Here is a 25,550-nt window from a genome sequence, read left to right as displayed (position 1 = left end):
ATCAGAACGGATATCCGATAGCCAAGTGGAATGCGAGACTGTTTTTGAAAGAAGTCATATTATAATATCCTTTCTTTCCGGTATCATAGGGTGCATGTATCCCGATACCTAAATCTCCCCGTAAAACAAGCATACCGATATCGTAGCGTAATCCTATACCTGTACCGAGAGCTATATCTTTGAGAAAAGTTTTCCGGTCGAGTTCTCCACCAGGACGTTTCGGATCTTTTTTCAATAGCCAGATATTACCAGCATCGACGAATGCCGCACCGTGCAAATCGCCCCAAATGGGAAAACGGTATTCGATATTCGCTTCGAGCTTGAAAGTACCTGTCTGGTCGAAATATCCGTCGACATCGTCTTTTGCCGGAATATAACTTCCGGGACCGAGCGAACGTATAGTAAAAGCCCGTATGCTGTTCGCACCTCCGATATAAAATTGTTCGCTGTACGGAACTTCTTTGGAATTTCCGTATGCATGTTCCGCACCTATAAACAACCGGGTCGCCAACCAGTGTTCGGCACGGAAACGGTGATAATATTTCATTTCGGCACTTCCCTTTACGAATTGAGAAAAACTGCTGCCAAAGATATGTTTCTCCCCATGCTGTCCAAAAAGCGATGTTATCCCACTAAGGATATTTCCAGCCGACATTCCCATGAACTGCCAGATAAAGCGGTTATCCACTTCCCGGCCGTATGAGGTGTCGTAAGTATAGGTGTAACTCGAAGAAGGAATGAACTGATCTCGGAAACTGAGGGCAATGGCCGGATTCTCTTCCATCGTTTTATCGAACGATTCGGTCGTATTGAGCAGTTTTGTATATACCAACTTGAATGGCGTAACCGAGTGTCCGGCCCGCAAGGAGGTACGATAGTCGTATGACATCGAACCGTTGAAAGAGACCATACGAAAATAATGAGGCCGATTCATCAAGTTTGCCCCCAATTGGAACCGAGTATAAGCGGGATATTTTCGGGTACGGGGTAGTTGCGGTAGAAATCCCGGCACGATACGGGGATAGGTTAATGACGAATTCAAACCCACTTCGTAAGAGTTGAATAGCGAAGCCTTACCATGCTGCGAGCCTCCGCCTGTCTGCCACTCATAACTCCCGTTGAGTTTGACCGAAAGTTTTTCACCGCCCCCGAACACGTTGTTGTGATTAATACCGAAAATAAGTCCAGGGCCTATATAGCTGTTCGATTTAGACGAAACATTGGCTTCTATGGTCGCTTCGAGTGGCACGTCGAACGTCGCCTGTATCATTACATCGAGGGAATCTTTTCGTATCAATGAATCGAGAGGGGTTACTTCGACAGCGACAGTACGGAATATTCCTAACCGCCCAAGATTGGATTGCGTCTCATTTTGGGTCGCAATCGAATAGATTTCGCCCGGTTTGAAGGTAATATTTTTGGGCAATACCCATTTCTTCAATCGTATAGGCTTGTAATAAGCGACAGTCATGCGAGGGTAGCGAATGGTATCGGGAGTTCCGTCGCCGGTGGCACGGTTGAGTCGAACTGTTACATCTCCCACATAATAAGGTTTGAGCGCTTGTGCCGGAATCCCTTTTTTCAACGTCATTCTCAACGCCACTTTACCCGGAGACAACGTAGTGTCGGCAAGGTATTCGATGTATTCGGGGCGGAAATAAAAATATCCGTTATTTCTCAGTGCGGTAGTAATTCGGTTTCGCTCGAAAGATAAAGAATCGAGGCAATAACGGTCGCCCTTTTGTAAAATCGAAGAACTATTTATACTATCGATAAACCGAGTTACCGGAGTCGTAGGAGCCGGTAATTCTATGGTATCGAGCGTATAGGCTTCGGGAACTTCGATTCGATATTTAATGCGGGCTTTTTTAGGGTTCCGTTTGTTGTATATCAATTCATAATCGGCTTTCGCTCCGAAATATCCGTTATTTCCGAGAATGTCTTTGACTACCCTCATACGCAATTCGGGCTGTACGGTCGAAACAAGTACCGGCTCCTTGGCCAACTTCTCGTATATCCAGTGCTTCACCCCTTTTTCCCGCTTGGGTTCCATGTAATTCCACACCCACAAACCTATGGGAAACGGCGTGCGGATATAAGGAGAGAACAAAGGATTGTTGGGTGCGACGGAGAGAGTAGATCGAACGTCCGATGCAGCTGCATCGGCGATTTTCACACCTGAGTCGGGTATGATTTCCATTTTCTTTACGCCGGTATACAATACTTCATCATCGGCAATACGCTTTGTCGTGGAACAGCCAATCAGTATCAGCAATAGAAAAGCGGCGGTAAATACATTTCGGAATACTTTTTTCATAGGTTCACCCCCTTTCTGCTTTTCCGTGGTCGAAATAGCTCCATCAGATTGAGCAGCCTTTTCTTAACGACAAAACCGACACCGGTTTGAGTGATCTCTCCTTCGAGAATACTTTCATATCCCGTATGCCGGAATATTTTAATATACATGTTATCCCTTTGATTCAAATAATATTCGAGGGAAATGTCGTCTATGAAGTTCTCTTTGAAATTGACATCTGCGTTGTCGTCCGGGCTGAGGCTTCCGCCAATGACGACTTTCACCCTATTGTTAAACAGACTTTTAGCCGCCCTATAAGAATAATCGGTGCGAGTATTCACTCCCGAAGCATCGGTGTAGGAATTAATATCGAAAGACAAATCGATACCTTTCAAGTTATCCTGAGCCCATTGGTTCAATTCTTTTTGCAAGAATGCGTTAAGCGGATTACCCAATAAATCGGATTTCGTAGTCGACGTTCCGGGACCGGTATATGTATTATAAATGAGCAGGCTCATGGCTTGCGAAGCCCGTTGCTCGGCCGTGAGCGATGTCAACTGATTTTGCAGAGTGAGGTCTTCGGGTGCGGAAAGATCGAAAGAAACAGACAAATTTTCCAATGAATTTTTAATGATGATACTGATGTCAAAATTGACTTGCCGGGTATTTTTCTCCTCCTCGGAGATAGTCGTGCGTACGGTCTCGACAGCTGTAATAGACATTTGAGGATCGGCGATATCACCGTTCCAAGACACATAGCTTCCGTCTTGAATTTTAAACAATTTTTCCGATATGATAGGCGGGTTGTAACGGACGAAACCTCCGGTGAGATTGTATCGACCGGTGAAACGGCTGTCGCCCAACGTATTCATGGTATAGGCCAATTCCCCTCCGCCTTGAAGGTCTATCCGATTTTTTCCGTCCACCGAAAGATTCACACCCATTTTAACAGTGGGAGCAATGTTGATATTAACCAATATATCCATGCCCAACACACTGCTCTTTTGCAAAGTATCTTCTTCGGCTATTTCAGTACTGTCGTTGAACGAAACGAATGTAACGATATTGTTCTCTTGTTGTTGAAGAGCGAAAGGAGAATCTTGCATAACGTAGGTTACTTCCGTTCCCGTGAGCAACCCTACATTTCCCCGAATTTTCAGGGCATCAAGCGGACCGGTTACCGCCATGTCCATATCTGCGATAACCGAACCGTAAACAGTCGCTTTCGTACTTCTCGCCGATTTAACCGGTTGGAAAGCCGATGCATATAATCTCAAATCGGTAACGATTTTATCTAATTTTTTGAAATCGATATTTCCATCGATATGCAGTGGATTTTTATTCGCTCCCGTGATCTCATAATTGTCGAATTGCAAAACATTTTGTTCCACTCGAATCTGACTTTGAGGAAATTTCAAAGTGGCTCCCATCGATTTAGAATTAGCCACAGCTTCTTCCATCTGTATGTAACCATTCAGAAGAGGCGTATCGGTACTACCCGTAATTCCCATTTTCCCATTCAAATATCCCTGTAATTGCGCCATTTCGGAAGGGAGGAACGGATTGGCTGTCGCCAACGGGAACTCATCTATGGACAAGTTTAACCGAACGGGATTTTCTGCTTGATTGTCAAGAAGCCCATTCAACGTCAATACTTTCTTATCGTCTATTTCCAAATCGGCTTGTGCTTCCTGACGCCCCAAAGAGTCTAATTGATAATCGACGTTCAGATTAAAATTTCCCACACGTTGTTTCCCATAATATAAATCACTGATCCCCATACTACCGGATACTTCCGTCGCACTCTGCGGAAAGTTTACCAGCAAGTCGGCAGAAATACTTCCGTCGATTTGAGGAGAGAATGGCGATAAAGCCAACCACGGAGCTATCTCCATACCGTTTATATCGACTTTCAATGCCTCTTGATGAAAGAAATCATGTAATTGTTCGTTGTGTAAAGTCTTGATAATAAAATGCCGATCCTCGTGAGTGAGAGCTATGTTGGCATCGAAATGTCGCCCATAGTGGTAGGCAAAAAAATTGTCGGGATTCAATGTCCACGTTTCAAAGCCGATAATCGGATTTTTCGGGAAAAACGACACTTGAATCAATGAATCTAAGAAATCGGCTTGGCAGCCTATTCGGAATCCTTCTTGTCCTTGTCTGTTTTTTTGCACACAAAACAATTTAGTCGTATTCCCGGAAAGGAATCCGTTAAGGATTACAGAGGCTAACTGATCGAGGTTTCCGGGCTTGTTGCCGACTTGAAGAGAGTAATATAATCTTTCCTCCTTTTCACGACGCTCGAATAAAGAGAGTTGGAGGGTATCGATAGTAATCCCCCCGGTCGAAAAGCGGTCTATCTTACCCGTCGTATTCAATAGAGTATCGTTTTGGATATTCAAGTCGATTTGAGAAAATCCCATGTTCATTCCTTTGAGATACTGCTGTATGAGATTATTCCGCTTTGCGTTCGCATGAAACTCAAAAGGAGGCAGAACTTGATGCAACGCTTTCATATCCAATCGCTTTTCTTCTTGAACCGTAGCAATAATAGGTAACGACTGGTTCAGCTTTTCCAAGAAAGAGCTAAATCCTATACTCGAAACAAAATTCATAGCCATGTCTCCGCTTCGGACAGCGGCATTTATGTGCGTAGAGTCTGTTTCAGCCGAAATCGACAATGCATTGGTTTGTAACCTGCTGGTCGGCAAGAGGGCAGAAAAGTCACTTAACCGTATGTCTGCCCGATAAGATTCGCTCATGGGCGAAACATAGCCAGAAAGAGAAAGGCCGGTAGAAACCGAGCATGCTTCGGTTACCAGTTTCAGAGCTTCCAAATCGGTATGAATCTCGCCAGTCAAGTCGGCCGTATATTCTTCGGGAGACAGCGATCCCGATACGGAGAGTCCTATCAACAAATTAGGATCGGTACAAGTTATACCGCCACTCATTTTACCCCTATTCAATTTTGCTTCGATAGACAGTCCGGTATACCGGTAACCCGAATAATCCACGGAATCTATTTTCAAGTCGACAGTCGCATACATACTGGAATCCATCGGATTGTATTTTTCTCCTGAGAACCGGGTCGAAGCAGAGAGTACTCCCAAAGAATCATGAGGCAGGAACGAAGATAGAGGGAATCGATCTATCAGTATCCGTCCATCATATTGCTCTTTTTTAGTATTTAATCGAGCAAGGAGAGTGATGAGGCCATCGCCGGATTCGATTTGGGCTTTCGACCGGATCATCTCCGGTGAAAGTCGGGCATTACCGGTGAATCGGGTCGGCGGTATATGTATTTTTTTGCTTAGGGAGTCCGGCATTACATTCGCAAAGACCGGCGAATTTTTCAGGCGCAGCTCCCATTGGAGACTTCCGTTAATCCGATCTGCTTCGTGCAAATTTTGCACATTGCCTGTCGCTTGGCAAACGAATGTTCCCGGCAGGGATATATCGGCCTTTTCCAAATTTAAATCTCCCAATTTACCGTTCACCGAGATGTTTGAAAGAAAACCGGTCGACAACAACAACCCTCTGGTATAATTGTCGTATTCGGGTAATACCCGAATAATGTCCCCAATAGCGAGCTTAGCCTGTAATCGAGCTTCGACCGGTGTCTGTGAATTTTGTGTGAAAATACCGTTTCCAGCTTTAATCTGCGCCGAAATCTCGGATAAAGCAGTGTTCATCTGAAATTTTTGCAAGGAGATACCTGTCGAATCCATAGTAAAAGTTCCTTGTGTTCGAGTTACGGCTATCCCCGAACGTTCGGTGAACGCCAATTGTTTGATAGGAACGCATATTTCGCTTCCTCGATTATAGAGAGAGTCGATGGCAATCTCAATATTATCGAGAGAAAGATACCCGAAGTCAAGCCCTTTTTGGGGGATTCGGGTCGGCAAGGCATAAAGAGCATGATTCCGATGCAGCCGCAACTTTTGAATTTGTACGGTCCACGGCGGCGAAACGATTGTATCGGCATCATTTTCCTCCGGTTCTGCTTCATTATTTCCACTCCCCGGATAATAACGATAATCTCCTTTGTCTATAATCGCCTCGGAGACTCGAACCGATTGCCCGTATAAATCTATTTCTCCTTGCAAGAGTCTCGCTTTTTGTATCGAAGCATCCAAATTTTCGATAGTAGGTTTCATCTGCATAGAATAATGGATATTCGATAACCCTATTTCTCCTACCGAGATGCTCCAATTCAATGGAGCGCTTTCCGCAGAAACAGTATCAGGGGAACTCTCCGACAAGTTCAAAGTTATTTCCCCTCCGTCCAATCGGGTAGAAGGTAATGAGATGTGGAAATCTTTTAAATTAACGTTTGCTTTCTGTGTGGAGAATTGTTTTATGTTAGCCGATAGTAATAAAGTAGAGTCTGAATTCGAAAAACGAAAAAGTGTTTCGTTCAATGCTATTTTCTGGATTTGAACTTGTCCACGCAAAAGTGCCGCCGGGGCTACCCCTACTTGTATACTTGAACTTTGCAACAGCGTATCCCGACTCGAAGTCAGTAAAAGTATATCGTCGATTTGCAGTCGGAACGGGAATTTAAGAGACAACTTTCCTATGGAAAGCTCCATTCCTGTCGATCGGCCGACATAACCGCTAATCTCATTCTTTCCCCATCGTTGTACTGCCGGGATATAAATAGACAAAGGTAAAGTCAACAATAGCACTAAAAGTGAAATCAATACGATAGCAATATATTTTAGTGCTTTTTTCATTTTGGAGGAATTCTTTTTTGAAGGACTCTATATACACCTTATTTAACTGTATTCCGGTGGCTATTTTATAAACATTGGCACGACAGAATTTGTTTTTAGAATATACAGAAAACCTAAAAAACAAGGTAAATATATGAAAAATTATTTGTACCTCATTGCTTTATTTACAATGATCGCGTTAGGAATAAATTCGGGGCATGGCCGAATCAGAAAGCCGATCAACGACCGGAATACCCCATTCCTATACCGATGAGTTTATCGTAACGTACTCCCTGCGGCCGATGATAAACCTTTACTAAATATTCGTTTACCGTTTCATAATAGTTTCCTTCGATAGGGCCTGCCGAAGCGGTACTCCCTCCATCGGGCAAAAATAGGTATTGATAATTGTAAGAACCCTGTTTCAAGAGCAGGGTTTTCTCATATTTCCCAGAAGCAGGATTATAAACCATTTCGTTATAAGGGGTATACCGATGATTCGTCATTTCGCCATCGATATATATTTTTCCTCCCGGAATCGGATCGGAATCAAGCGTGAAATGCACGACGAAATAATCGGCTTCGGTATTGCTGTCGTCTGCCCCGCTTTGGCGTATGACGAAACGCCCGTTTTGGGTTTTATCATAAAGATAACTCGTTTGCGCTCTGGGAACAGACGTAGCTAACACGACGTGATAATATGGGTCGAAATAGTATATTTTTTCAACCCCTAATCCGGCATAACGGGTAGCTACCATTTCGAACCGACGAAATTCATTCCCCGCTTCGAATATCATATTGCGGTCATGACCGAAAACAATTTGATTCCCTTGTACCCTTAAAGGTCTATTTATAATAACCTCCTTATCCCGTCGGCTATTTTGAAGAATACTTATTTTCAATTCGTTATAAGGATTTTGAACCCGATAATTGTTGGTATTGAGAGCGACTTCTACCTGTTGATGTTCACGGTTATAATCTATATCGGTGCGAGACGTTACAGAAGGAGCAACCAAAACTTGGTTTTCGTAGACCGAAAAACACACTTGCAACAAAATATTTTCCGGTTCGTTTTCAGGATAAACCACAAGCACATAATTACCCGATACTTTAAACTGTACATCGGCATTAGGAAGCGTAATCCTGTAATGCACATAATGCGCGAAAGTCGCAGTAGAAAATTCATATTCTTCGACAGAATTCGTATTGAAGCCATCGAGATATTCCAAATCCGACAAGTCGGAAGGACGCCAATCTGCATTACAATGTATAAGACTGTATTGCAGATAAGTGACATCTTCGGCCAACTCATCGAACGAAATCGTTATGTGTTCGTCGGTATTCAATTCAATAATGGGAGGGAACAATTCCCTACCTTCCACCTCGGTCTGTATAGTTCGAAATCGATCGGAGAAGGCTTGTGTTTCATACGGTTCCGAACGATTTTGGGCCGTTGCAGAAATGCCTCCCAAAAGGACACAAACAGAAATAAGCAATTGAAAAATATAACTTGTTTTCATAACCATTCCATTATCGAGTTACTGATGCAAACATACGAAATTTTACGCCTATATCCTAATATATCCCTTACAGCCATCAATTCTATCGCAATAGAATGAAAATAATTTATAACTCGAATCATACAGAATGCCGTTCGACATGAAAAATAAATATATTTATTTTATCCTACATCTACCTTTCGTTATATTATTCTGTATAATATAGGATTCGTTTCGGCATAGTCAAGCCGAAAATATAATTTTCGCTTGTCTCTGCACTCTCCTTTCACTATATTTGTACCGTATTTTAAAATATAGTTGTGTATGAATTGTAAGTTTTTCACTATCGCTTGTGCTTTATTGTCAATGTCTTTCTGCTCATGGGCAAACGAAAATAAAACGGATTCTGTGGGTTACCAATTTACTGTAACCAAAGAATTGAAGACCAACCCGGTAAAAGACCAAAGCAGATCGGGAACGTGTTGGAGCTTCTCGACTTTATCGTTTATCGAAGATGATTTGTTGCGTCAAGGAAAGCCTGCGGTAGACTTATCGGAAATGTTTATCGTGCGTAACGATTATATAGAAAAAGCGATTAAATATGTACGCATGCACGGCGATATCGCCTTTTCGGCCGGGGGTAGCGCTTATGACGTGCTCTATATCATCGATAAATATGGCATTGTTCCCGAGGAGGTTTATACCGGTTTGAATTACGGGACAGACAAGCACCAGCACGGAGAACTCGACGCTATCCTCAAAGGTTATGTCGATGCTATCATTGCCAACCCCAACAAAAAACTTTCGACAGCATGGCTCGATGGATTCAAAGCCGTGCTGGACACCTATTTAGGCAAAGTTCCCGAGAAGTTTACTTACAACGGCGTAGAATACACCCCTCAATCTTTTGCAAAATCATTGGGTATAAAAGCCTCGGATTATGTTCCGTTGACATCATTCACCCATCACGATTTTTACAAACCTTTTGCCATTGAAGTACCCGACAACTGGTTATGGTCGGAATATTATAATATCCCGCTCAACGAATTGATGGAGACAATCGATTATGCCATCGATAAAGGTTTTACAGTCATGTGGGCTTCCGATGTAAGCGAGAAAGGATTCCAATATCTGAAAGGGTTTGCTGTGGTTCCCGTAGAGAAGAAAAACGAGAACCTGTCTGGAACCGAATTGGCTCGTTGGGTAAAATTGTCAAAATCGGAAAAAGAAGGAGAACTATATAAATTCGAAGAACCGGAAGAAGAACAATACATCGACCAAAAACTTCGACAAGAAGCATTCGATAACTACGAGACTACCGACGACCACGGCATGGTATTCGTAGGAACAGCCGTCGACCAGAACGGTACGAAATATTATAAAGTGAAAAATTCATGGGGTACGGAACAAATTTATGGAGGCTTTTTCTACGCATCAGAAGCATTCGTGAAATATAAAACTATGGATATCTTGGTCCACAAAGATGCTGTTCCCGTAAAGATTCTGAAAAAATTACATCTGAAATAGCACGATGAAACGGCTTCGTCTATCTGGACTTTTGCTGTTGATATTGTGTTTGTCTCTATTGGCTATCCCGTTTTGGAACGACCGAATCGTACGCCGTTATATCGACAAAATATGGTTACACCGGACGAACTCGATCGAGAAGTTGCACGAGTTTGAACAGGAGTATAAAAATTTTGAGTGCGACGTGCTGTTCCTCACCGATTCAGCGACATTCGAGATAGGGCATGACGAACCTTCGGGCGAACCGTTGAAGCCCTATCTCGACTTTTTAGGAGCTAACCCCGACCGAGAACTTTGGCTCGATTTAAAGAATCTGAACGAAAGTAACTGCATACAAGCCGAAACGACACTTACCGGACTACTGGCACAGAGAGATGTCGATAAAGATCAATTGATTATCGAATCTCGTGATTGGAAAGCGTTACATCATTTTACACAAGAAGGGTATTACACTTCTTGCTATCTGGATATTCCCCATATAGACGAATTGTCCGACGCAGAACGTTTACACAGACTGGATTCCATTCAACAAATAGCCCATAGCGGAGCTGTTTCGGCGCTCTCCTTTCCGGCTTCGTATTACGCTTTTCTAAGGAATCTGGATTTCTCGGTAGATTTACTCACTTGGGAACATCGTCGATGGGCTTGGCAATTACCCTTCTTTTCCCGATCAAGGGCGATTCTGAAAGACGGGAGAGTAAAAGTCGTTTTGGTGAAAGAAAAGGGACATTATCACAAATGAATCTTTTTATAAAAATAGGTCAAACACAATCGATATACCCACGCAACAACGATACAAAGCACGAGATACAATAACCCGGATATCTCTGGGGGAAGGGCTTGATCGTGCGCAAGAACTTGTTGCCGCACAAAAGCATGAGTTACAAACAGCGCAGCCGAAAGTTTTCCCATGAAAAGCAGAACGTTTTGAAGAGGTTCCTTTCTGGCAAGCGGGAGAACGGCAGCCACAGGAAAGAGGGCTAATATAGGACTAATCACCCATAAATAGCGATTGAATAAACTCAGAACGAAAAGAACGACTCCCAATGAAATCCATCTCCACGAAATATGTACAGGGTGACGAGACAGGAGAATGCCTACACAAAACACCGGTAACCACCCTATGCTGTTATAACGAAAAGCAAAAACCCAGTTATCCAACCCGAGACTAGACAACACAATGAGCAACGTCCACACCCCTGCTATAATACCCCATAGAACCTTGTCCGATGATTTCCGCAAGAATAATGCGTAAATAACATACAACTGAAATGCCATGCCGAAATACCACCACGGCCCGGCAATGATAAATCTGTCGGCAAGGCCGTTGGCCGTAAAAGTAAGCATAAACAACATGTCGGTCCAAATCTTGTTATTACCCAGATAGGCATAGGTAAAATGCGTATGCCCCGAATAACGGTCGAGGATAAGCAGTAGCGCCATAGGAACGAGCCATTTCCACAGTTGTATGGCTCGGCGCAAAATGATATACCATTTCGATTCCCCGCTGTGGTCATAACGTTTGGAAAGTCCATAACCACTGACAAAGACAAAAATCGAAACTCCGTAATGTCCTAAAAAGGAAAATAGTGATAAAATTATAATGCGTAAATTACCAGACAACATGGCCTCGGTAAAACGGGAAACATTTTCGGGAGCATACTTAAACTCACATTCTGGCGGAAACTCAGGAAACGTATGAAAATAATTATGTAATATAATCAATAAAATACCAATACCTTTTACAATATCCAGATTTTTATCCCGCGTAAATGTTCGTAAATTACCCCCCCCAAATATTCACATTCATTAGCATTATTTATATTCATTTACATTCATCAGATACAAAATAACATGAGATTACATTTCTTCTGATACCTCATTGAGCTTTTCACCGATCAATCGAGCAGCCGATGCTACATAATCGGCACAAGGGCGACGCTTGTAATACGTTTCGGTACGAGCCTCGGGAGTAGGACTATCGCTTTTATGGTCGAGTCCCAACAGCTCTCTGCAAATAATAGAACCGTTTAGGGCCTTCGATTTCTCTGCCAAATCCTGCACCGTGCTGTAAACGATTTTTCGTTTAGTCATATCCGAGGGAACATCATTTTTGTAAAATAACCCAGCAACCATAAACATGCCGCTAACTGCACCGCACACTTCTCTCAATCGTCCCATACCTCCACCCAACGGGGCACTGATAGACGCTGCCAAAGACGGGCTTATATCGAACAAATCGCAATAAGCCAACACAACGGCTTGCGCACAATTATATCCTTCCAGAAAAAACCGACGAGCCTTTTCCGCTCTTTGTTCTACATCTACTCTTTCCATACCGCTACCATCGAATAGGTTCGATTCCGTGAGCCTCTAAATATTGGTTAGTTTGACTGAAATGATGATTCCCGAAGAACCCCCGATGTGCCGACAAAGGCGAAGGGTGTGGAGATTGCAAAACAAGATGCCGACTGCGATCTATAAAATCGCCCTTCCGTTGGGCATACGATCCCCATAGGATAAATACCAAATGCTCCCGCTCTTCTGCCAATTTATGAATAACTGCATCGGTAAATGTTTCCCAGCCTCTACCTTGATGTGATGCCGCTCTGTGAGCCTCAACCGTGAGAGTAGCATTCAAAAGCAAAACTCCTTGTTGCGCCCATCGAGTCAAATTTCCACTCCGAGGAACAGGAATTCCTAAATCGCTCTCGATCTCCTTGAAAATATTTTGAAGCGAAGGAGGAAAAGGAATATGGTCATTAACCGAAAAACAAAGCCCATGTGCTTGACGAGGCTCATGATAGGGATCTTGCCCCAAAATAACGACCTTTACTTGGTCGAACGGGCAGGCGTCGAAAGCCGCAAAAATCTGACTACCGGGAGGATAAACCGTTTTAGTAGCATATTCGTGCCGTACAAAAGCCGTCAGATTTTCAAAATAAGGCTTGTCAAATTCGCTTTGTAAGCGTTGCTGCCAGGTGGATTCGATACGAACATTCATAATAGTCGAATAAGATTTTAACTATATCTGTTTGCAAAGCTACAAATATTTCTTACTTTTGCCACGCAAATGAAGAATTGTTTCTCATTTTTGAGTAGAAACAATCTAGCTTTTTTATATCGGCACCCGTAGTTCAATGGATAGAATAAAGGATTCCGGTTCCTTCGATTGGGGTTCGACTCCCCACGGGTGTACAACGCAAACAGCCTATCTGTAACAGATAGGCTGTTTGTTTTATCGAAAATACATAAGATTACCCAGAATTATTTTGATTGTGTTTTTTAACCCCTCCGTCCTACGGACACCTCCCCTATATTTTGCTGAACAAAACACAGGGGAGGAGGTTGAATACCCTTTTATCGCATTATTTATCGAATGAGATGGATCGTGTTCGTCCTTCTCCCCTGCCGTGTCGTAGCATTACAGGGTGTCACGTTAGCCATATAGAAGAGATATCCGCAGGACGGAGGAAGTTGAAAAGATTATATAATCTTTGATGGAGGGATCAGACGCATAAACGGACAATCTTCATTAATTTCCTACTGAGCCGATATCCCCACTAAATATCGACAAGCCTAACTTTTTTCTTTTATATTCACCTTCTTTCTGTTTTTATTCATCTGAATTTTGTAGTTTGAAACCGACTATGATTCGATACGAAAAATAGACAAGCTCATTTTGTCCTTCTCTCGGCTTACACTATCTTTGCACTATGGAAAATAAAATAGATTGGAGCCGTACAGATGGATTAATTTTCGATATGGACGGAACCCTGTGGGATGCAGTAGACACATATGCCCGCATTTGGAACGAAGTATTTCTGCGAGCAGGAAAAGAAGTTCACATCACGAGGGAAAGCCTCATCGGTAACATCGGTATTCCTATTCCTAAGATTTTGGCAAACCTCTTTCCAGAAATCAAAAACGAAGAGGCAAACCGTTTCTCAAAAGAGTTAGCGAAACATGAACCCGAATTATTGTCCCGTTACGGCGGTACACCCTATCCCGGCGTGGTTTCTGGATTGGAACAACTCTCCTCGAAATACAAATTGTTTTTAGTCAGTAATTGCGACACCCATACTTTACCTATTTTCATGTCTTGTATCGGGATAACCCCTTTCATCACCGAGGCCATTTCATTCGGCGACACACATAAACCCAAGGGTGACAACATGTTATTACTGAAAGAAAAATATCATCTGCAACACCCCCTCTATATGGGCGATATAGAAGCCGACGGGCGGGAAACTCATCGGGCAGGACTACCGTTCGTATATGCCCGTTACGGATTCGGACACACTGATGATTATGAATTAGCATTCGATTCGTTCGAAGATTTTACCAATTTCTTCTTAAAACTTAAATAAAAATGTATTCGAGTAATTTTCAACCCGAGTCTTCGTTACGGTGGAAGAGAGTACAGTCGGTATTACAGTCGATAAATGCCGATGCCGTTTTGTTGAATACGAACGCCAATCTATACTATTCTTCGGGCCGGGTATTCAACGGTTATACCTATATACCTTCGGAGGGTGAAGCGATTTATTTCGTTCGCCGTCCCATAGGGTTGAAAGGAGAAAATGTTCATTATATCCATAAACCCGAACAAATTCCGGCTTTACTCACCGAAATAGGACTACCACTTCCCCGCAAACTCGCAATCGAGTGGGATGCATCTCACGGCGATTTCACACGGTTATCCGCCGTATTTCCCGATGCAGAAATAACGAACGGCTCGGCTGTCATGCGGAAAGTTCGTTCGGTAAAAACCGATTACGAATTGGGGTTATTGCACGAGTCCGCCGTGAAACATGCCGAAGTATATCATCGTATCGAATCGGTCTATCATAACGGAATGACCGATATCGAATTACAGATAGAAATAGAACGCTTGTTGCGGTTGCACGGAAATCTGGGGCTTTTCAGAATAAATGGACAAAGCATGGAGATTTTCATGGGCAATGTCATTTGCGGCGATAATGCAGATACTCCCACACCGTACGATTTTGCTATGGGAGGAGCCGGATTGAGTTGCTCGATACCGGTAGGTTGCAATGGTTCGCTCATTCGTCCGGGCATGGCTGTGATGATAGACATGTGTGGCAATTTCACCGGATACATGACTGACATGACCCGAGTCTATTCGGTGGGGGAATTACCCGACCTAGCTCATCGAGCCCACCAATGTTCCATCGATATTCATCGTGCTGTAAGCCAAATGGGTAAACCGAGCGTAAAGGCGGCCGACTTATATAATCTAGCGATTTCGATAGCAAAAGAGGCCGGATTGGAAAATTACTTTATGGGACATACCCAGAAGGCCGGATTTATCGGACACGGTGTAGGTATCGAAGTCAACGAAGCTCCGGTCTTAGCTCCGCGCTCGAAAGATATTTTAGAAGGGAATCAAGTCATAGCTCTTGAACCGAAATTTGTCATACCCCATGTAGGCGCTGTTGGAATCGAAGATACCTATACGGTCACACCCGAAGGCATGAAGGCCATTACGAACGCTCCGATAGAAATAGTATCTTTATCGTAAAATATCTTTTTGAACCCTTCCGTCATTTCATGACACCTCCCCTATCGCACTTATAGTGCGTAGTGGAGAAGGTTAAAATGCATTATCCGTTATCCCCGCTCTATAAAAATAGGAACGAGGGTAAAGGATAAAGATGTAACCCCGCCGATTTTCTATCGTTGTGCCCTTTTTTCTCTGCGAATAACTTCGTAACTTTAAGCCCCTGAAACTAAATTTTATCTGTTTATGCAACCCTTTATTCATCTGCACGTTCACTCCCAATATTCTATTCTTGACGGTCAGGCTTCGATTCCGGCATTGGTCGATAAGGCTATACGCGACGGAATGAAAGGTTTGGCATTGACCGACCACGGTAATATGTTCGGGATAAAAGAGTTTTTCAATCTGGTAAAAAAGAAAAACGGAGCAACAAAAGATGCCATTAAAGGTGTACAGAAACGAATCGAAGCCATCGAAAGCGGTGCGGAAGAGGTAGAAGACAAAGAAAAAGAATTGGCCTCCCTGCAAGAAGAAAAGGCAAAACTCGAAGCCAAAATATTCAAGCCGATATTCGGGTGTGAAATGTACGTAGCCCGTCGCCGGCTTACCGACAAGGAAGCCACACCGAGGGAAATACGTACTACCGTAGTTAACGAGGTCGAGGGCTTTTCTATTCGTCGGGGAGCCGTCGACGAGGGTGGTTACCACTTGGTTGTCCTTGCAAAGAACCTGAAAGGTTATCACAATCTGGTCAAATTGGTATCGAAAGGCTGGACCGACGGATTTTATTCCCGTCCCCGTACCGACAAATACGAACTCGAAAAATATCACGAAGGGCTGATTGTTTGCTCTGCATGTCTGGGTGGAGAGATTCCGAGAAGAATCCTTACCGGCGATATTCAAGGAGCCGAGGAGGCTATCCTATGGTTCAAGAATATCTTCGGAGAAGATTATTACCTCGAATTACAACGCCACAAAGCTACCGTACCGAGAGCCAACCACGAAACATATCCGCTGCAACAAGTAGTGAACGATCGGCTGATAGAGTTCTCTCGCAAGCATGGAATCAAACTGGTATGTACCAACGACGTTCATTTCGTGGAAGAAGAAAATGCAGAAGCACACGACCGCCTCATTTGTTTGAGTACGGGTAAAGATTTGGACGACCCCAATCGCATGCTATATACCAAACAAGAGTGGTTAAAGACCCAACAGGAGATGAACGACATCTTCTCCGATGTGCCCGAGGCTCTATCCAATACGTTGGAAATTCTCGATAAGGTAGAGTTTTATTCCATCGACCACCCGCCTTTGATGCCCACTTTCCCGATTCCCGAAAACTTCGGTACAGAAGAAGAGTATCGGAAAAAATTTACCGAAGAAGATTTATTCAACGAATTCACTCGGGACGAAAACGGGAATGTCGTTTTGGACGAAGCCGCAGCACACAAGAAAATAGAAAATTTGGGCGGTTACGACAAACTGTATCGTATCAAGTTGGAAGCCGATTACCTGAAAGAATTGACTTTCAAAGGAGCGCACGAACGATACGGAGAGGAACTATCCGACGAAATTATGGAGCGAATCACTTTCGAACTTCATATCATGAAAACGATGGGTTTTCCGGGTTACTTCCTCATTGTACAGGATTTCATCAATGCAGCCCGCAGAGAACTCGATGTCTCGGTCGGTCCAGGACGTGGTTCAGCCGCCGGTTCAGTTGTCGCTTATTGTTTGAAAATTACGCAGATAGACCCTCTGAAATACGATTTGCTATTCGAACGCTTCCTTAATCCCGACCGTATTTCCTTGCCCGATATCGATGTGGACTTCGACGACGACGGTCGTGGGCGGGTATTGCAATGGGTAACTGAAAAATACGGAGCCGAAAAAGTGGCGCATATCATCACCTATGGTACGATGGCTACAAAATTGGCGATTAAAGATGTAGCCCGTGTCCAAAAACTACCGTTGCCCGAATCGGATCGTTTGACTCGCTTGATTCCCGACCGTTTACCCGAAAAGAACGGGAAAGCCCAGAAAATAAACCTGAAAAATTGCATCGAGAACGTGAAAGAATTGCAGGAGGCTTGCAATTCGAGTAACGAACTATTGGCCAATACGATGAAGTATGCCCAAATGCTCGAAGGAAACGTGCGTAATACCGGCGTTCATGCCTGTGGCGTTATCATCGGGCGTGACGATATAACCGATTGGGTTCCGGTGAGTACGGCCGACGATAAAGAGACCGGAGAGAAAATGCTCGTTACCCAATATGAAGGCAGCGTTATAGAAGATACCGGCTTGATAAAAATGGACTTTTTGGGATTAAAAACACTATCCATTATCAAAGAAGCCGTCGAGAATATTCGCCAAACTCGTCACATAGACCTCGATATCGACTCTATTCCTATCGACGACCCCAAGACGTACGAATTATACAGTGCCGGACGGACGACCGGAACATTCCAGTTCGAGTCCGCCGGTATGCAAAAATATCTGAGGGAACTGCATCCCACGACGTTCGAAGACCTCATCGCCATGAACGCTCTTTATCGTCCGGGACCTATGGAATACATACCGCAATTCATCGCCCGCAAGCATGGGAAAGAACCTATCGTGTACGATATTCCTATCATGGAAAAGTATCTAAAAGATACTTACGGAATTACGGTATATCAAGAGCAGGTCATGTTGCTCTCCCGTTTGCTCGCCAATTTCACACGCGGTCAATCCGACGGATTGCGTAAAGCGATGGGTAAAAAACTGAAAGATAAACTGGATGCGTTGAAGCCCCTTTTCATTTCGGGCGGCGAGAAAAACGGACATAAAAAAGAAGTACTCGAAAAAATATGGGCCGACTGGGAGAAATTCGCTTCCTATGCTTTCAATAAAAGCCATGCCACATGCTACTCATGGGTAGCGTTCCAAACGGCATATCTGAAAGCCAACTATCCATCTGAATATATGGCGGCAGTGTTGAGTCGAAACCTCAATAACATCACGGAAATCACGAAATTCATGGACGAGTGCAAATCCATGAAGATTCAAGTTTTAGGTCCCGATGTCAACGAAAGCCAGTATAAGTTCTCGGTAAACAAGAAAGGGAATATCCGTTTCGGATTAGGAGCAATCAAGGGAGTCGGCGACTCGGCGGTACAAGCCATTGTCAAAGAGCGCGAAGCCAACGGCCCGTATAAGGGAATATTCGACTTTGTGGAACGAGTCAATCTTTCGGCTTGTGGTAAAAAAACGATAGAGTCATTGGCTATATCCGGAGCCTTCGATTCATTCAAAGAAATTCATCGGGAAGATTTCACTGCATTGAACAGCAAAGGAGAAATTTTCTTAGAAACATTGGTACGTTACGGTGTAAAAGTACAAAACGACAAAATGTCCCAAGCTACGTCTTTATTCGGAAGCGTAGCTCCCATCGTAACGACCCCGCCCGAAATCCCACGGGGCGTGCCTCTCTCCGACATCGAGCGTTTGGACAAGGAAAGAGAGCTCGTTGGCATGTACCTCTCGGCACACCCGCTCGATGCCTATAAATTGGAATTATTGTACGGCTGCAATACCCGCATGACCGATTTGAAAGACCGAGAATCCCTCTTAAATAAAGAGTTGACATTCGGAGGAGTGGTTGTCGACTACCGAACGGGAATCGGGAAAAGAGGCGGCCAATATGGCTTCCTTAAAATAGAAGACTATTCGGGAGCCGAAGATATACCTTTATTCGGCCAAGACTTCATAGACTACGGAAAGTATGGAGCCAATAACGGAACTTTCGTGTGGATAAGGGCACGCTGTCAACCATCGAAATTCACCCCCGGCCGTATCGATTTGAAAATTTTGGAGATAAAGCTACTATCCGAATTAAAAGGTACTTTACTTAATTCCATCACAATCGAGCTACCGGCCCGATTGGTAAAAAACGGATTCATACAGACACTTTCCGAATTTATGCCCCCGGCACACCAGCACAAGGCAGAATTGAGTTTCAAAATATACGACTCGGAGTTGGATAAATCGGTACGGCTGAGATCGAGGCGCAAACCGACGATAACGGAAGAACTCATCGATTTTTTAAGCGAGAACGACGAGGTCTCTTTCAAAATAAATGAATAATCGTTTGCGACTCAACCAGAGATTACCTACTTTTGTTGTAAAATAAATTGAAACAATAAAACAGTAAAAAATAAAATTATGGCATTGAAAATCAATGATGAAAATGCAAAAGAATTGATTGCCTCCGGCAAACCGGTAGTTATCGATTTTTGGGCGGAATGGTGCGGCCCTTGTCGCGCAATCGCACCTTCGGTAGACGAACTTGCAGAAGAATATGAAGGCAAAGTGATAATCGGGAAATACAATGTTGACGATGACGCCGATTTAAGTGCAGAATACAGTATTCGCAATATCCCCACCTTGCTCTTTTTCAAAGAGGGTAAACTAGTGGACAAACATGTCGGTTCTGCTTCGAAAGCCGATTTGGAAGCTAAAATCAAAGCACTGCTGTAAAAAATCCGAAAAGGAAATCGCATAAACCCCTTGCCTATATGAATACAAGGCGAGGGGTTTCTTTGTCTTGGAATAGAGAATAGTTCTTTACCAGTTAAGATACTCTTTCAAAGTATTTACATAAGCTTCGAAAGCCTCCCTTCCTTTTTCGGTTATTTGGCACGATGTCCTTGTTTTCTTACCGACAAATTCTTTCCTGACCCGAATATATTCGGCTGCCGATAATTTATCTATCTGCACACTCAGGTTTCCGGAAGTCGACCCGGTCTTTTCTTTCAGATAAACAAAATCCGCCTCATCTACCGACAAGAGAATCGACATGACAGCCAACCTCAACTGCGAGTGTAACAATGGATCTAATTCTTTCAACATATCTTTTTACACTTTGCATTAAGAATATGTCCCGGAACAATCATCACGACGACAAACGATCCCCCGAAATAGAGCTGCCACACCATAGGCGTATGTAAAGAAGGCATAGTCATAAACATATAAATAGCCGTGACAAGCGCGAGCAACGGGAAATAAGTAAGGCTGGATTCCTTGATAACCAGACCGGTAATCGACGTACCCATACCACAATACAACAAAGCCAACGGCATCATCAACCCGAAATTGACACGACCGATAACAAACCCCAATACGATCATCGTCAAGACAGTAAGTACAAACAATGCTCCTATGACTCTCCATGTTTCGTTGATCATGCGGTCGGTATAAGTCACTACTTTCGGCCTATTTCTTTTCTCCCGTACGCTACTGACAAGAAATGGCAAAAACATCAAGAACCACCCGGCACTCCACGCACTGTTTCCCGTAAAGTAAACCAAAGCATAGATAACGATCGACAGAATAGCAGCCGTATAGCCATACATCAAAAATTTATTTCCACAGCCACTCCCGATGCTTTGTTTTGTAACTCGAATCATCTGAGCGATGAGTTCCAAACTCTCTTTCTCATTCATTTTCTGTTCTTCCATAAGTCGATTTTTAGATTTACAAATTGGTTTATTTTATAAACTATATAGCTATATACTCTCTTTTCATGCTATAATTACAGCACAAATATAAATCGGTTTATATTATAAACCAAATAATTTTCTAAAAAATTTTTATTATGATATATTTTTCATTGGCAAGAGAGACAACAGACCTTCTCTGTTATACAATTTTCCATACTCTAATAGATAAGAGAAGAAAAGAGATTTCGCTCTTTTCAACTAAAACATTTTACAAATCCAGCTTGTACAAAACATTTCTTTCATCTCGATTTATAAGTAAAGGAGAAACTAAAACAGTTCTGTCGATAATTAATGGATAATCTTTTCAACCCCCTCCGTCACTTCGTGACACCTCCCTAATATGACTAACGCCACACCCCGTAATGCTACGATTCGATAAATAATGCGATAGAAGGGCAGTAAGCCTTCTCCCTTATGTTTTGCCTTGCAAAACATAAGGGAAGTGACACAAATGAATAGAGGGTTATTTAAACTCCTCCCCTGTATTTTGTTCAGCAAAATATAGGGGAGGCGTCACAACGTGACGGAGGGGTTAAAAAACACAATCAAAATAATTCTGGGTAATCTTTTCAACCTCTCTCCTCAGGAACTACTGTTCCTTCGGTCTCTCCCCTATTGCTAACGCAGCACGAACAGAGGAGGAGGTTGAATACTTCTTTATCTTACCGGCAAAAATTACATGATAAAAGAATGTCGCAAAACTCCTCCCTGCCGTGTCCCGTGGCATTACGGGGTGTTTCCGAAGAAATATACCGTAGGGTGAGGGAGATTAATCCTTACAGTCAAAAAATCCTATATACTATCTTTTTTAACCACTCTCCTCGTCGCTACCGCTCCTCCGTTTCTCTCATATGGCTCCGCAACACAGGTGATGTATAGAAATTTAAGCAAGAATCAACCCTTCACCGAAATGTCCGGAATATGTTTATCGACAAGAGACTCATCGCTAAAATTCAAGTTTTCCCTTTACGAATTTTTTACTAAATCACTAAACCACCGACTCTATTTCATAAAAAAGGCGATTCCTTTGCAGGAACCGCCTTCATTGTTACTAACACAAAAAGAATATTAAAGTCCTTTCCCGTGACAATTTTTATATTTCTTACCGCTACCGCAAGGACAAGGATCGTTACGCCCCACACGTGGTGCAGCCTTAATCGGCTCGGTGACCCGGGGCTGTTGAGGAGCAGCCGCAGCGGCAGCCTGTGCCGACTGACCGGGATAATCGTCTTTTTGAGTACGATACTTGCTGTAATCTTCCCTTCGTTCGGGAGCTGCTTCACGCACATCTTGCGGTTCCTGAATATAAATCTGTCCCCGCATGAGAACAGCGATGGCTTTCCGGTTCATCGTCTCGACCATCTCTTTGAAGAGATTGAACGATTCGAGTTTATAAATCAACAGCGGGTCTTTCTGTTCGTAGCTGGCATTTTGCACAGATTGACGCAATTGGTCGAGCTCACGAAGATGCTCCTTCCAAGCCTCGTCGATCGTCATAAGCAGCACAGCTTTCTGGAATTGCTTAACGACCGATTGCGATTCGCTCTTATAGGCTTCGTTTATATCGCAAGCGATACCGAATACACGCTTGCCATCGGTAATGGGCACTCGTATCATACCCGTGGATAGTCCCCGTTGTTCCACAAACGGTTTTATATTCATGTGAGCAATCTCGGCCATACGGTCGCCTTTGCGCTTAAAGGTAGCGACAACGGCCTCATAAAGGCTGTCGATCACTTCGCTCTTTTTCATGGAGCGGAATTTCTCCTCATCGAAAGGCATTTCCACGGCAAAAATCTTGAACATCTCCATCGACAAGTCTTCGTAATCGCTCGTACCGTCATAGGTATCGGCCAAAGACTCTATCGTGTCATAGAACATATTCATAATATCGATGCCGATACGTTCTCCCATCAAAGCATGGTGACGCTTGGTATAAATCACATTACGCTGTGCATTCATCACATCGTCGTATTCGAGCAATCGCTTACGGATTCCGAAGTTATTCTCCTCTACCCGGCGTTGGGCATTCTCGATGGACTTGGAAACCATATTGTGTTCGATCATCTCGTCTTCTTTAAGACCCAGGCGGTCGAGCATTTTCACTACCCGATCGGTAGCGAACAGACGCATAACCGTATCTTCGAACGAAACGAAGAACACCGAAGAACCGGGGTCTCCCTGACGACCGGCACGACCACGCAACTGACGGTCTACACGACGGGATTCGTGACGCTCGGTTCCGATAATCGCCAAACCTCCGGCTTCACGCACGGCCGGCGAGAGCTTGATATCGGTTCCACGACCGGCCATGTTGGTAGCGATCGTGACCGTACCTGTTTGTCCGGCTTGTGCCACGATCTCGGCCTCGCGTTGGTGCAACTTGGCGTTCAATACATTGTGTTTAATCTTACGCAAAGTCAACATACGGCTCAACAATTCCGATATTTCGACCGAAGTCGTACCTACCAATACAGGACGACCTGCTTCTACCATTTTCACGATTTCTTCGATGACGGCGTTGTATTTCGCCCGTTTGGTTTTATATACCCGGTCGTTCATATCGATACGAGCTACCGGCTTATTGGTAGGAATCGTCACGACATCGAGCTTATAAATATCCCAGAACTCCCCGGCTTCGGTCTCGGCAGTACCGGTCATACCGGCCAACTTGTGATACATACGGAAATAGTTCTGCAATGTAATCGTCGCAAAAGTCTGCGTAGCAGCCTCTACCTTAACGTGCTCTTTCGCCTCGATAGCTTGGTGCAAACCATCGGAGTAGCGGCGGCCTTCCATGATACGCCCCGTTTGCTCATCGACGATTTTCACTTTATTGTCGATTACCACATATTGGTCGTTTAATTCGAAAAGGGTATATGCCTTTAACAGCTGATTCACCGTATGAACCCGTTCGGCCTTGATCGCGTAATCTTGCAAGATTCCGTCTTTTTTGGCTTGTTTTTCTTCGGGAGAAAGTCCTTGATTTTCAAGGTCGGAAAGCAGCTCGCTGATATTCGGCAATACGAAGAAATTAGGATCGTCCGATTTCCCGGTCATCACATCGAGACCTTTGTCGGTCATATCGATACCGTTATTCTTTTCATCGATTACAAAATAGAGGTCGTCCGTAATCTCAGGCATACGACGGTTGTTATCTGCCATATAGATAGCCTCGGTTTCGAGCAACAAAGGTTTAATACCCGGTTCGCTCAAATATTTGATAAGCGCCCCGTTCTTAGGTAATCCTTTGAAACAACGATACAACAGTACGGCTCCTTCCTCACGAATCTTTTTATCATCAGAAGCTATCTTAATCTTGGCTTCGGCCAACAACTTCGTAACCAAGTTTCGCTGCATCTTCACCAATTCTTCCACTTTGGGCTGGAACTGCTCGAACATCTGGTCATCGCCTTTGGGGGTAGGACCGGATATAATCAACGGCGTACGTGCATCATCAATCAACACAGAGTCGACCTCATCGACAATCGCATAGTTGTGCATGCGCTGTACCAAGTCGAGCGGAGAGCTGGCCATATTGTCACGCAAGTAGTCGAAACCGAATTCGTTGTTCGTACCGAATGTAATATCGGCGTTATATGCATTACGACGGGCTTCGGAGTTCGGCTCGTGCTTGTCGATACAATCCACCGACAAACCGTGGAACATATAAAGAGGCCCCATCCACTCGGAGTCACGTTTCGAAAGGTAGTCGTTCACGGTTACCACATGTACGCCATTGCCCGACAAAGCATTCAAGAATACAGGGAGCGTAGCGACCAGAGTCTTACCCTCACCGGTAGCCATCTCGGCGATTTTACCCTTATGCAACACGACACCGCCGATCAGCTGCACATCGTAGTGTACCATGTCCCAAACGACCTCGTTACCACCGGCCATCCAGTGATTGGCATAAATAGCTTTGTCGCCTTCGATATGTATAAAATCATGGTCTACCGCCAAGCTCCGGTCAAAATCATTTGCCGTAACCTCGACAGTTTCATTTTGGCTGAATCGACGCGCCGTCTCTTTCATCACGGCGAAAACTTCGGGAAGCGATTCGTCGAGAACATCTTCTATTTTTTTCAATATCTCTTTCTCGATTTTATCGATTTCTTCCCATGTAGACTCGCGTTTATCGTAATCGAGCGTTTCTACATGCTCTTTCAGTTCGGCGATACGTTTACGGTCATCGGCCACCGAATCCTGAATATGTTGTTTCACCACATCGATACGGTGACGCAACTCATCGTTCGACAATTTTTCAAGTTCGGGCGAAATAGCCTTTATTTTCTGAATGTAAGGCTCTATTTCTTTTAAATCGCGCTGCGACTTATTACCGAACAGCTTTTTTAATAAATCATTAAATCCCATATAAAGTATTTGTTTTATTCGTTAAAAATTACCTATAAGGCAAAGGTATAACATACCCTGCAAAAATAG

15 protein-coding genes and 1 tRNA gene are annotated in these 25,550 nt (G+C 43.8%); 7 read left to right on the top strand and 9 right to left on the bottom strand.

Annotated elements, in window-relative coordinates:
- Window position 1: 1 nt before the first annotated feature.
- From tamL to QVD32_RS02115, 3 genes are all read right to left on the bottom strand, one after another.
- Window positions 2-2,317: a translocation and assembly module lipoprotein TamL gene (tamL, locus tag QVD32_RS02125; protein ID WP_118686949.1), complete on the bottom strand. Its 2,316-nt coding sequence runs from the start codon at window positions 2,315-2,317 to the stop codon at window positions 2-4.
- The gene (locus tag QVD32_RS02120) at window positions 2,314-7,035 is read right to left on the bottom strand and encodes a translocation/assembly module TamB domain-containing protein (protein WP_195242004.1); all 4,722 of its coding nucleotides are present in this window, start codon (window positions 7,033-7,035) and stop codon (window positions 2,314-2,316) included. The genes tamL and QVD32_RS02120 overlap by 4 nt, the downstream gene beginning before the upstream one ends.
- A gap of 218 nt (window positions 7,036-7,253) precedes the next feature.
- Window positions 7,254-8,534, bottom strand: a complete 1,281-nt coding sequence (locus QVD32_RS02115) for a type IX secretion system plug protein (RefSeq protein ID WP_229033604.1) — start codon at window positions 8,532-8,534, stop codon at window positions 7,254-7,256.
- Window positions 8,535-8,837: 303 nt separating this feature from the next.
- On the opposite strand from QVD32_RS02115, the gene QVD32_RS02110 reads away from it, so the two are divergent.
- Window positions 8,838-10,040: a C1 family peptidase gene (locus tag QVD32_RS02110; RefSeq protein ID WP_021890959.1), complete on the top strand. Its 1,203-nt coding sequence runs from the start codon at window positions 8,838-8,840 to the stop codon at window positions 10,038-10,040.
- Window positions 10,041-10,044: 4 nt separating this feature from the next.
- A complete protein-coding gene (locus tag QVD32_RS02105; protein ID WP_118686951.1) occupies window positions 10,045-10,782 on the top strand; it encodes a hypothetical protein in 738 nt (245 codons plus the stop codon).
- Here the strand turns inward: QVD32_RS02105 and QVD32_RS02100 are convergent.
- The 3 genes from QVD32_RS02100 to ung form a co-directional block, all read right to left on the bottom strand.
- The gene (locus QVD32_RS02100) at window positions 10,773-11,789 is read right to left on the bottom strand and encodes an acyltransferase family protein (RefSeq protein ID WP_271695467.1); all 1,017 of its coding nucleotides are present in this window, start codon (window positions 11,787-11,789) and stop codon (window positions 10,773-10,775) included. The two genes, QVD32_RS02105 and QVD32_RS02100, sit on opposite strands and share 10 nt — an antisense overlap.
- A gap of 111 nt (window positions 11,790-11,900) precedes the next feature.
- Window positions 11,901-12,377: a C-GCAxxG-C-C family protein gene (locus QVD32_RS02095; RefSeq protein ID WP_046415183.1), complete on the bottom strand. Its 477-nt coding sequence runs from the start codon at window positions 12,375-12,377 to the stop codon at window positions 11,901-11,903.
- A gap of 4 nt (window positions 12,378-12,381) precedes the next feature.
- Window positions 12,382-13,044 carry a uracil-DNA glycosylase gene (gene ung / locus QVD32_RS02090; protein WP_118686953.1) on the bottom strand — a complete coding sequence of 221 codons (663 nt, stop codon included), beginning with the start codon at window positions 13,042-13,044 and terminating at the stop codon, window positions 12,382-12,384.
- Window positions 13,045-13,166: 122 nt separating this feature from the next.
- On the opposite strand from ung, the gene QVD32_RS02085 reads away from it, so the two are divergent.
- The 5 genes from QVD32_RS02085 (at window position 13,167) to trxA (ending at window position 20,085) form a co-directional block, all read left to right on the top strand.
- A tRNA-Arg gene (locus tag QVD32_RS02085) sits at window positions 13,167-13,238 on the top strand.
- A 518-nt stretch (window positions 13,239-13,756) separates the two neighbouring features.
- Window positions 13,757-14,410, top strand: a complete 654-nt coding sequence (locus QVD32_RS02080) for an HAD family hydrolase (RefSeq protein ID WP_118686954.1) — start codon at window positions 13,757-13,759, stop codon at window positions 14,408-14,410.
- A gap of 2 nt (window positions 14,411-14,412) precedes the next feature.
- Window positions 14,413-15,585, top strand: coding sequence for a M24 family metallopeptidase (locus tag QVD32_RS02075; RefSeq protein ID WP_118686955.1), 1,173 nt, complete (start codon window positions 14,413-14,415; stop codon window positions 15,583-15,585).
- 225 nt (window positions 15,586-15,810) lie between these two features.
- On the top strand, window positions 15,811-19,692 hold the full coding sequence (dnaE, locus tag QVD32_RS02070; protein WP_118686956.1) for a DNA polymerase III subunit alpha: 3,882 nt from the start codon (window positions 15,811-15,813) through the stop codon (window positions 19,690-19,692).
- 78 nt (window positions 19,693-19,770) lie between these two features.
- Window positions 19,771-20,085, top strand: coding sequence for a thioredoxin (trxA, locus tag QVD32_RS02065; protein ID WP_008862796.1), 315 nt, complete (start codon window positions 19,771-19,773; stop codon window positions 20,083-20,085).
- Window positions 20,086-20,172: 87 nt separating this feature from the next.
- Here trxA and QVD32_RS02060 read toward each other — a convergent pair whose 3' ends face one another.
- The 3 genes from QVD32_RS02060 to secA all read right to left on the bottom strand — a co-directional run bounded on the left by QVD32_RS02060 (window position 20,173) and on the right by secA (window position 25,481).
- Window positions 20,173-20,457 (bottom strand): winged helix-turn-helix domain-containing protein, encoded by a 285-nt coding sequence (locus tag QVD32_RS02060; RefSeq protein WP_021891545.1) that lies wholly within the window; start codon window positions 20,455-20,457, stop codon window positions 20,173-20,175.
- Window positions 20,451-21,065 carry a hypothetical protein gene (locus QVD32_RS02055; protein WP_021891546.1) on the bottom strand — a complete coding sequence of 205 codons (615 nt, stop codon included), beginning with the start codon at window positions 21,063-21,065 and terminating at the stop codon, window positions 20,451-20,453. The genes QVD32_RS02060 and QVD32_RS02055 overlap by 7 nt, the downstream gene beginning before the upstream one ends.
- Before the next feature lie 1,110 nt (window positions 21,066-22,175).
- Entirely contained in the window at window positions 22,176-25,481 is a 3,306-nt protein-coding gene (gene secA, locus QVD32_RS02050; protein WP_008862800.1) for a preprotein translocase subunit SecA, read from the bottom strand.
- Window positions 25,482-25,550: the final 69 nt, after the last annotated feature.

It is taken from the genome of Barnesiella sp. (assembly GCF_022723415.1).
Lineage (GTDB): Bacteria > Bacteroidota > Bacteroidia > Bacteroidales > Barnesiellaceae > Barnesiella > Barnesiella intestinihominis.
The sequence above is the reverse complement of the archived record's forward strand: the minus strand, read 5'-3'. Positions and strand labels throughout refer to the sequence as shown.

Coding starts and splice junctions, on each gene's coding strand:
- QVD32_RS02095 (WP_046415183.1), bottom strand. CDS start 12,377: ATGGAAAGAGTAGATGTAGAACAAAGAGCGGAAAAGGCTCGTCGGTTT.
- dnaE (WP_118686956.1), top strand. CDS start 15,811: ATGCAACCCTTTATTCATCTGCACGTTCACTCCCAATATTCTATTCTT.
- trxA (WP_008862796.1), top strand. CDS start 19,771: ATGGCATTGAAAATCAATGATGAAAATGCAAAAGAATTGATTGCCTCC.
- tamL (WP_118686949.1), bottom strand. CDS start 2,317: ATGAAAAAAGTATTCCGAAATGTATTTACCGCCGCTTTTCTATTGCTG.
- secA (WP_008862800.1), bottom strand. CDS start 25,481: ATGGGATTTAATGATTTATTAAAAAAGCTGTTCGGTAATAAGTCGCAG.
- QVD32_RS02105 (WP_118686951.1), top strand. CDS start 10,045: ATGAAACGGCTTCGTCTATCTGGACTTTTGCTGTTGATATTGTGTTTG.
- QVD32_RS02110 (WP_021890959.1), top strand. CDS start 8,838: ATGAATTGTAAGTTTTTCACTATCGCTTGTGCTTTATTGTCAATGTCT.
- QVD32_RS02060 (WP_021891545.1), bottom strand. CDS start 20,457: ATGTTGAAAGAATTAGATCCATTGTTACACTCGCAGTTGAGGTTGGCT.
- QVD32_RS02080 (WP_118686954.1), top strand. CDS start 13,757: ATGGAAAATAAAATAGATTGGAGCCGTACAGATGGATTAATTTTCGAT.
- QVD32_RS02055 (WP_021891546.1), bottom strand. CDS start 21,065: ATGGAAGAACAGAAAATGAATGAGAAAGAGAGTTTGGAACTCATCGCT.
- ung (WP_118686953.1), bottom strand. CDS start 13,044: ATGAATGTTCGTATCGAATCCACCTGGCAGCAACGCTTACAAAGCGAA.
- QVD32_RS02075 (WP_118686955.1), top strand. CDS start 14,413: ATGTATTCGAGTAATTTTCAACCCGAGTCTTCGTTACGGTGGAAGAGA.
- QVD32_RS02115 (WP_229033604.1), bottom strand. CDS start 8,534: ATGAAAACAAGTTATATTTTTCAATTGCTTATTTCTGTTTGTGTCCTT.
- QVD32_RS02120 (WP_195242004.1), bottom strand. CDS start 7,035: ATGAAAAAAGCACTAAAATATATTGCTATCGTATTGATTTCACTTTTA.